The sequence below is a fragment of the Bradyrhizobium sp. WSM4872 genome (assembly GCF_055811715.1).
Genome location: NZ_JBVVPT010000037.1, coordinates 58,479 through 65,624 on the forward strand (window position 1 = coordinate 58,479; position 7,146 = coordinate 65,624).

The following is a 7,146-nucleotide window of genomic DNA, read 5'->3' on the forward strand; positions in this document are numbered from 1 at the left end:
TGTCAGACCTTTTGCGAGATGCGCAGCGCTTGGGTGAGATCGTCGATGATGTCGCTTGCGGTCTCGATGCCGACCGAGAGCCGCACCAGCTCCTCGCCGATGCCGGAGGCCTTGAGCTGCTCGGCGTCCATCTGCTGGTGCGTGGTCGACGCGGGATGGATCACCAGCGTCTTGGCGTCGCCGACATTGGCGAGATGACTGATCATGCGCAGCGCTTCGATGAACTTGCGTCCCGCGGGCCGGCCGCCCTTGATTCCGAAGGAGACGATCGAGCCGGCGCCGCGCGGCAGCAATGTCTTTGCCAGCTGGTAGTCAGCGTGGTCCTCCAGCGAGGGATGCAGCACCCAATCTACGGCCTTGTTGGATTTCAGGGCTTCCAGCACGAGGTGCGTGTTCTGCATGTGGCGGTCCATGCGCACACCGAGCGTCTCCACGCCCTGCAACAGCTGGAAGGCGTTGGTCGGGGATAGACAAGCGCCGAAATCGCGCAGGCCTTCGGTGCGCGCGCGCATGATGAAGGCGGCCGTGCCGAACTGCTCGTCGAAGACGATGCCGTGATAGCCGCCATAGGGCTCGGTCAGCACGCCGAATTTTCCAGATGAACGCCAGTCAAACCGGCCACCGTCGATGATGGCACCGCCGATCGCGATGCCGTGGCCTCCGATCCATTTGGTCGCCGAATGCATGACGATGTCGGCGCCGAGCTCGATCGGACGGCTGAGATAGGGCGTGGCAAAGGTGTTGTCGATCAGCAGCGGAATCTTCGCGTCATGCGCGATCGCCGCGACCTTCGGAATATCAAGCACTTCGAGCCCGGGATTGCCGATGGTCTCGCCGATCACCAGCTTCGTGTTCGGCTTGATCGCCGCGCGGAACGCATCGAGATCGCGCGGTTTCACGAACGTTGTGGTGATGCCGAAGCGCGGCAACGTGTGTGCCAGCAGGTTTATGGTGCCGCCATAGAGCGAGCTCGACGCCACGATATGGTCACCGGCATTGAGCAACGTCGCGATGGCCAGATGGAGCGCGGCCATGCCGCTTGCGGTGCAGATCGCGCCGACGCCGCCCTCCAGCGCCGCAAGCCGTTCCTCGAGCACACCAGTGGTCGGATTGGAGATGCGCGTATAGATGTGGCCGGCGCGTTCGAGATTGAACAGCGCGGCGGCGTGATCGGAATCCTGGAACACGTAGGACGTGGTCTGGTAGATCGGCACCGCGCGGGCGCCGGTCGCGGGATCCGGATGTTGGCCCGCATGCAGGCTCAGGGTCTCGAAGGCGGGCGGTTTTGGTGCGGGCATGCGTGGCCTCGTTGCTCGGTCGGCGGAGGTGGCTCTTGTGCCACAAAACAGCATGCGAAGTCAGCCCATTGACGGCGTGGCCTAGCCCCGGATCGCCTGCTCGATGATCCGCGCCTCCCGCAGCAAAATCTCCGCGACCTCCTGTTCGCGGCGCGGGCCGAGCCTCGTTCGAACGGCGGAGACGGTCATCGCGGCAGCGGGGCGGCCGTCCGGGGTCTTGATCCAGGTCGAGATCGATTTCGTGCCCTGCACGAGACCAATTTCTCTCATGCCATACCCCAGCCGTCTCGCGGCGGTGACCTGGCCCAGCACCGTCGCAGCGTCGGTCCGGTAGGCCTCCAGTCTTTTCTCGTTGGCTGCGACGATTTTTCGCGCGTCCTGTGCCGGCATCGCGGCGAGGATCGCGACGCCTGCGCTGGAGACGCCGAGCGGCCGGCGCGCGCCGACCTCGATCGACAGCACCTGGATCGGATAGATTCCAATCCTGCGATCGACGCACAGCGTGTCATTGCCAGTCCGCACCGTCAGGAACAGCGTGTCGCCGATCTCGGTGGAGGCGCGTTGCAGCGACGGATTTGCGGCGATCAGCAGCCGCGACGGCCGGGCCCGTGCGAGCGCAAGCTCCGGCACTTGATTGCCGATCGCGTAGCGGCCGGTTTTATCGTGCCGTTCGACGATGCCTTCCTCGATCAGCACGTGGACGATGCGATGCACGGTCGGGCGGGTGAGGCCGGTTGCCCGCACCACCTCGGCCAGCGGCACGCCGTCTTCGCGGCCGGCGGCGAGAATGCGCAGCACCGCCAGCGCGCGCCGGATTGCCTGCGCGCCCTGTCGCGGCTCGGTCATGCGGCGGGCGGATTTCGCGGAAGAGGTCTTGTCCATAATATGGACAAGAACGCCACAATTCACTCGACAGGTAAAGCGCGCATCTGGAGATTGCGCTCCGAATCGAGATGCCATGTACGATGTCAGGGGCATTCGACGTGAAATTAGAAGCGCCGCCGGGAGGTTAACATGAGATTAATCTGGATTGCCATAGCTGCCGCTGCGGCGATGTTGACGGGACCGGCGTCGGGCCAGCAATGGCCGGCGCGCAACGTCAAGCTGATCGTGCCCTATCCGGCCGGCGGCAATGTCGACAGCGCCGCGCGCATCATCGCCGACAAGCTTCAGGAAAAGCTCGGCCAGCCCTTCATCATCGAGAACAAGGCGGGTGCCGGCGGCATGATCGCGGGCGAGGCCTTCGCGAAGTCCGCGCCCGACGGCTACACGCTGTTCGTCGGCGCCAATGGCCCGGTGCTGTTCGCGACCGAAATCAACAAGCGCGACGTTTATAGCTGGAAGAAGGACTTCCTGCCGATCACGACGATCTCGATGACGCCGCTGGTGCTCGAAGTGCATCCGTCGGTGCAGGCGACGAATTTCAAGGAATTCATCGACCTCGCCAAGCGCGAGCCGGGCAAGTTGACGATGGCCTCGCCCGGCCCCGGTACCACCAACCATCTGCTCAGCGAGCTGATGCAGTCCAGCCTCGACCTGCAATGGGTCACCGCGCACTATCGCGGCAATGCGCCTGCGGTCAACGATCTCTTGGGCGGGCAGGTGCAGTTCGCATTCGACCAGCTCACGGTGAGCCTGCAGCACATCAAGGCCGGCCTGTTCCGGGCGCTGGCCGTCACCAGCCCGCACCGCCTGAAGTCGCTGCCTGACGTCCCGACGTTCGCCGAGCTCGGCTACAAGGATTTTGACGGCCAGACCTTCACGGGCCTGTTCGCACCGGCAGGCACGCCGGCGCCTGTGATCGACAAGCTGCACGAGGCGCTGACCGCGATCCTGAAGGACCCCGCCGTGGTCGACAAGTTCGAGAAGCTCGGCGGCGAAGCCGTCGCGATGACGCCCGACGAATTCAAGGCCTATCTCGAGCGCGAGGACGCCAAATGGATTCCGATCGTGCGCAAGGCCAACATCAAGGCGGATTGATCGATGCGGATCGACCCCACCGAGCTCGGCGCCGAGCGCATCTACCGGCTGATGACCGGCATCGTGGTGCCGCGCCCGATCGCCTGGGTGACGAGCCTGTCGCGCGCGGGCGTGCTCAACCTCGCGCCGTTCAGCGCCTTCACCTTCGTCTCGCAGAAGCCGCCGATGCTGGCCATCAGCGTCGGCCGCAAGGGCGCGGACTACAAGGACACCGCGCACAACATCCTCGACACCGAGGAATACGTCATCCACATCGCCGATACCCCGCTGATGCAGGCCGTGCACAACTCATCGGTCGAGCATCCGCCTGAGATCAGCGAGGTCGCGGAGCTTGGCCTTGAGACGATCCCGAGCGAGCGCATCAAGGTGCCGCGTCTTGGCATTGCACCCGTCGCGATGGAATGCCGCTTCCGGCAGTGCCTCGAATTCGGCGACGCCCGCAGCCGTCTCATCGTGGGGGAGGTCGTGATGTTCCACCTCCGCGACGGCCTCGTGAACGACGGCAAGGTCGAGACTGCGGCGCTCGATCCGATCGCGCGCATCGGCGGGCCGCGCTACGCCCGTCTCGGCGAGATCGTGACGCTGCGCGGCGTGTTCCAGACTCCCAAATCGAAAGACTAAGCGCGCTGTCCCGGCCGCACCTCAAGACCATTGGAGAACGACCATGCGACTCCTCAGCTATCTCCTGGACGGAGAGCCGCGCTATGGTGCCGCCATCGAAGGCGGTGTCGTCGATCTGACCCGGCGGATCGGCCGCGACTTCTCCGATGTGAGGGCGGTGATCGCAGCCAATGCGCTGGCCGACGCGCAGGAAGCCGTCGTCGGACAAAAGCCGGACTACGCACTCGACGATCTCGTGCTGCTTCCGCCGGTGCTGGCGCCGGAAAAGCTCTGGTGCATCGGCGTCAACTACGCCGAGCGCAATGCGGAGTATAAGGACAGCTCCGACCTGCCCAAATATCCCAGCCTGTTCGTGCGCAGCATGTCCTCGATGACGGGCTCCGGTCAGCCGCTGGAGAAGCCTCACGTCTCCGAGCAGCTCGATTACGAAGGCGAGCTCGTCATCGTGATCGGCCAGGGCGGCCGCCACATCCCGCGCGAAAAGGCCTGGGCGCACATCTTCGGCATGACCTTGTGCAACGAGGGCACGATTCGCGACTGGCTGCGCCACGGCAAGTTCAATGTCACGCAGGGCAAGAATTTTGATCGCTCCGGCAGCATCGGTCCCTGGATCGTCACCGCGGACGAGCTCGACCCGCGCGGGCCTCACGACATCATCACGCGCGTCAACGGCGAGGTGCGGCAGCAGGACACCACCGAACGGCTGATGTTCCCGTTCGATTTCCTGATCTCCTATCTCTCGACCTTCGCCACGCTGAAGCCCGGCGACATGATCGTGACGGGCACGCCGACAGGGGCGGGCGCCCGCTTCGACCCGCCGCGCTGGCTGAAAGTCGGCGATGTCGTCGAGGTGGAATCCAGCCGCATCGGCGTGCTGCGCAACACCGTCGCGGCGGAGAGTTAAGTCATGCTGGACACCGCCACGATCGAACGCCTTGCCGCGCGGCTCGACGAAGCCGAGCGCAGCAAGACGCTGATCACGATGTTCACCAAAGACTATCCCGATTACAGCATCGAGGATGCCTACGCCGTTCAGCGCGCCTGGACCAAACTCCAGCTCGGCCGCGGCCGGGTCATCAAGGGCCACAAGATCGGCCTGACCTCGAAGGCGATGCAGAACGCGGTCGGTATTTCCGAGCCGGACTACGGCGTGCTGTTCGCCGACATGTTCTATGCCGATGCCACGCCGATTCCGTTCGACCGTTTTCATGCGCCGCGCATCGAGGTCGAGCTCGCCTTCGTGCTGAAGTCGCCGTTGCGCGGGCCCGATTGCACCATCTTCGACGTGCTCAACGCCACCGATTACGTGACCCCGGCGCTGGAGATTCTGGAGACGCGCATGCACCGCGTCGATCCCGAGACCGGCAAGGCGCGAAAGGTCATGGACACGATCTCGGACAACGCGGCGAACGCCGCGCTGGTGCTGGGTGGCCGACCGTTCCGTCCGATGGACGCGGACATGCGCTGGATCGGCGCGCTGTTGTTCCGCAACGGCGAGGTCGAGGAAACCGGGCTGGCCGCCGGCGTGCTCAATCATCCCGCCAATGGCATCGCCTGGCTCGCCAACCGCCTCGCGCCGCATGACGAACATCTGGCCGCCGGCGAGGTGGTGCTGGCGGGATCGTTCACGCGTCCGGTCGACATCCGCCGTGGCGATACGTTGCATGCCGACTACGGCGCGTTCGGCTCGGTGTCGTGCCAGTTCGTCTGAACCAACACATCAAAGGGAGCGCATCATGACCGGTCACACGCGGCGCAAGAGCATCCATATCGGCGGCTTCAAGCACGCCAATCCGATTCCGAACGCCTGCCGCATCGGCAATCTCGTGATGTCGGGCGTCATCCTCGGCCGCGATGCGGCCGGCGCGATGCCCGAGAGTCTCGAGGCCCAATGCGCCAACATGTTCGCGCATATGAAGGCCACGGTAGAGGCCGCCGGCGGCAGCACGGACGACATCATCAAGATGACGGTGTGGCTGAAAGCCCGTACGCAGCGCGGGCCCGTCAATGTCGAGTGGCTGAAGATGTTTCCGGACGAGCATTCGCGTCCGGCACGCCACGCGCTGCCGATGGACAACATGGACGGCGGCGCGCTGGTGCAGTGCGACTTCACCGCAATGATCGACTGAGGAGTTTGCGCATGCCCGCCTATCTGCCGTTCAATCCTAACCCGCGCCGCCCGGTCAAGGCGCCGCCGCCAAAAACCGTCGACAGCCAGTTTCACGTGCTGGGCCCCATCGACAAATATCCGGAGCGTCCCGGCGCGGCGTATCGGATGCCGACCGCGACCTGGGAAGCGGCGCTGCGCGTGCACAAGACGCTCGGCATCGAGCGCGGCATCATCGTGCAGACCACCACCTATGGCGCCGATCATGCCGTCGTGCTCGACGGTCTCGCCGCGATGGGCCCGAACTATCGCGGCTGCGCCAACGCGCTGGTGTTCGCCGAGGCGAACGATGCTTATCTCGCCAAGCTGCATGATGCGGGTGTCCGCGGCGCGCGCTTCAGCTTCCGCCAGGAGCTCGGCGCCGTGCTGTCGGATGCTGATTTCGCCCGCGCGATTGCGCGTATCCGCGAGCTCGGCTGGTACGTCAAGATCCAGCCCGAGAAGGACGGCATCATGTCGAGCGTCGCCAAATACGAGAACCTCGACGTCCCCGTGCTGATCGACCACATGGCCCGGCCCGATCCGGAAGCCGGCAGAAACGATCCGAACCTGCGCAAGATGCTGGAGCTGCTCGCCAAGGGCAATTTCTGGGTGATGCTGTCGCTCGGCGAAAAGACCTCGAAGCGCGGTGCTCCTTACGACGACGTCATCCCGATCGCGCGGGCCTATATCGAGGCCGCGGTCGACCGCTGCGTCTGGGCCAGCGACTGGCCGCACCCGGTCTCGGTGAAGCAGCCGCCCAACGACGCCGATCTGCTGGAATTGATGTACCGCTACGCAGCCGATCAGGCGGAGCTGGAGAAGATTTTGGTGCACAATCCGGCCAAGCTGTTCGGCTTTCCGGACTAGGGCGAGATGAGCTGAAGCCGGGTCGAGTTTAACCGCGAATACCGCTCTCTCCGTTCCCTCCCCCCTTGTGGGGGAGGGGCAGGGAGGGGGGTGCCACACGGGGATTCTTTCCGTCGCGCACCGGCCTCCAGCGCTTCAGCAACAACCAGCACTTTTTCCTGGGCTAGGCCGCCCCCCCCCCCCCCCCCCCCCCCCCCCGGGGGGGGCCCCCGGCGCGGGGGGGCGGGGCCG

At 65.1% G+C, this 7,146-nt stretch carries 8 protein-coding genes; 6 read left to right on the top strand and 2 right to left on the bottom strand.

Going from position 1 to position 7,146, the window contains the following annotated elements; genetic code table 11:
* Positions 1 to 2 precede the first annotated feature (2 nt).
* Complete coding sequence (locus AC0L3C_RS32425; RefSeq protein ID WP_473409986.1) at positions 3 to 1,298, bottom strand: O-acetylhomoserine aminocarboxypropyltransferase; 1,296 nt, start codon at positions 1,296 to 1,298, stop codon at positions 3 to 5.
* An 81-nt stretch (positions 1,299 to 1,379) separates the two neighbouring features.
* A complete protein-coding gene (locus AC0L3C_RS32430) occupies positions 1,380 to 2,180 on the bottom strand; it encodes an IclR family transcriptional regulator (RefSeq protein WP_473409987.1) in 801 nt (266 codons plus the stop codon).
* 132 nt (positions 2,181 to 2,312) lie between these two features.
* Between AC0L3C_RS32430 and AC0L3C_RS32435 the strand changes: the two genes are divergently transcribed.
* From AC0L3C_RS32435 to AC0L3C_RS32460, 6 genes are read left to right on the top strand one after another with little or no spacing between them, the layout of a single operon-like run.
* Positions 2,313 to 3,278 carry a Bug family tripartite tricarboxylate transporter substrate binding protein gene (locus AC0L3C_RS32435; protein ID WP_473363243.1) on the top strand — a complete coding sequence of 322 codons (966 nt, stop codon included), beginning with the start codon at positions 2,313 to 2,315 and terminating at the stop codon, positions 3,276 to 3,278.
* A gap of 3 nt (positions 3,279 to 3,281) precedes the next feature.
* Positions 3,282 to 3,899 (top strand): flavin reductase family protein, encoded by a 618-nt coding sequence (locus tag AC0L3C_RS32440; RefSeq protein ID WP_473409988.1) that lies wholly within the window; start codon positions 3,282 to 3,284, stop codon positions 3,897 to 3,899.
* A gap of 43 nt (positions 3,900 to 3,942) precedes the next feature.
* Positions 3,943 to 4,803, top strand: a complete 861-nt coding sequence (locus AC0L3C_RS32445) for a fumarylacetoacetate hydrolase family protein (protein ID WP_473409989.1) — start codon at positions 3,943 to 3,945, stop codon at positions 4,801 to 4,803.
* A 3-nt stretch (positions 4,804 to 4,806) separates the two neighbouring features.
* Positions 4,807 to 5,610 (top strand): 2-oxo-hept-4-ene-1,7-dioate hydratase, encoded by an 804-nt coding sequence (hpaH, locus tag AC0L3C_RS32450; protein WP_473409990.1) that lies wholly within the window; start codon positions 4,807 to 4,809, stop codon positions 5,608 to 5,610.
* A gap of 25 nt (positions 5,611 to 5,635) precedes the next feature.
* Positions 5,636 to 6,028, top strand: coding sequence for a RidA family protein (locus AC0L3C_RS32455; protein ID WP_473409991.1), 393 nt, complete (start codon positions 5,636 to 5,638; stop codon positions 6,026 to 6,028).
* An 11-nt stretch (positions 6,029 to 6,039) separates the two neighbouring features.
* Positions 6,040 to 6,915: an amidohydrolase family protein gene (locus tag AC0L3C_RS32460; RefSeq protein ID WP_473409992.1), complete on the top strand. Its 876-nt coding sequence runs from the start codon at positions 6,040 to 6,042 to the stop codon at positions 6,913 to 6,915.
* Positions 6,916 to 7,146 lie beyond the last annotated feature (231 nt).

Bases quoted from the DNA above. Each gene is read 5' to 3' on its own strand.
- AC0L3C_RS32425 (WP_473409986.1), bottom strand. From the start codon at position 1,298: ATGCCCGCACCAAAACCGCCCGCCTTCGAGACCCTGAGCCTGCATGCG.
- AC0L3C_RS32430 (WP_473409987.1), bottom strand. From the start codon at position 2,180: ATGGACAAGACCTCTTCCGCGAAATCCGCCCGCCGCATGACCGAGCCG.
- AC0L3C_RS32435 (WP_473363243.1), top strand. From the start codon at position 2,313: ATGAGATTAATCTGGATTGCCATAGCTGCCGCTGCGGCGATGTTGACG.
- AC0L3C_RS32440 (WP_473409988.1), top strand. From the start codon at position 3,282: ATGCGGATCGACCCCACCGAGCTCGGCGCCGAGCGCATCTACCGGCTG.
- AC0L3C_RS32445 (WP_473409989.1), top strand. From the start codon at position 3,943: ATGCGACTCCTCAGCTATCTCCTGGACGGAGAGCCGCGCTATGGTGCC.
- hpaH (WP_473409990.1), top strand. From the start codon at position 4,807: ATGCTGGACACCGCCACGATCGAACGCCTTGCCGCGCGGCTCGACGAA.
- AC0L3C_RS32455 (WP_473409991.1), top strand. From the start codon at position 5,636: ATGACCGGTCACACGCGGCGCAAGAGCATCCATATCGGCGGCTTCAAG.
- AC0L3C_RS32460 (WP_473409992.1), top strand. From the start codon at position 6,040: ATGCCCGCCTATCTGCCGTTCAATCCTAACCCGCGCCGCCCGGTCAAG.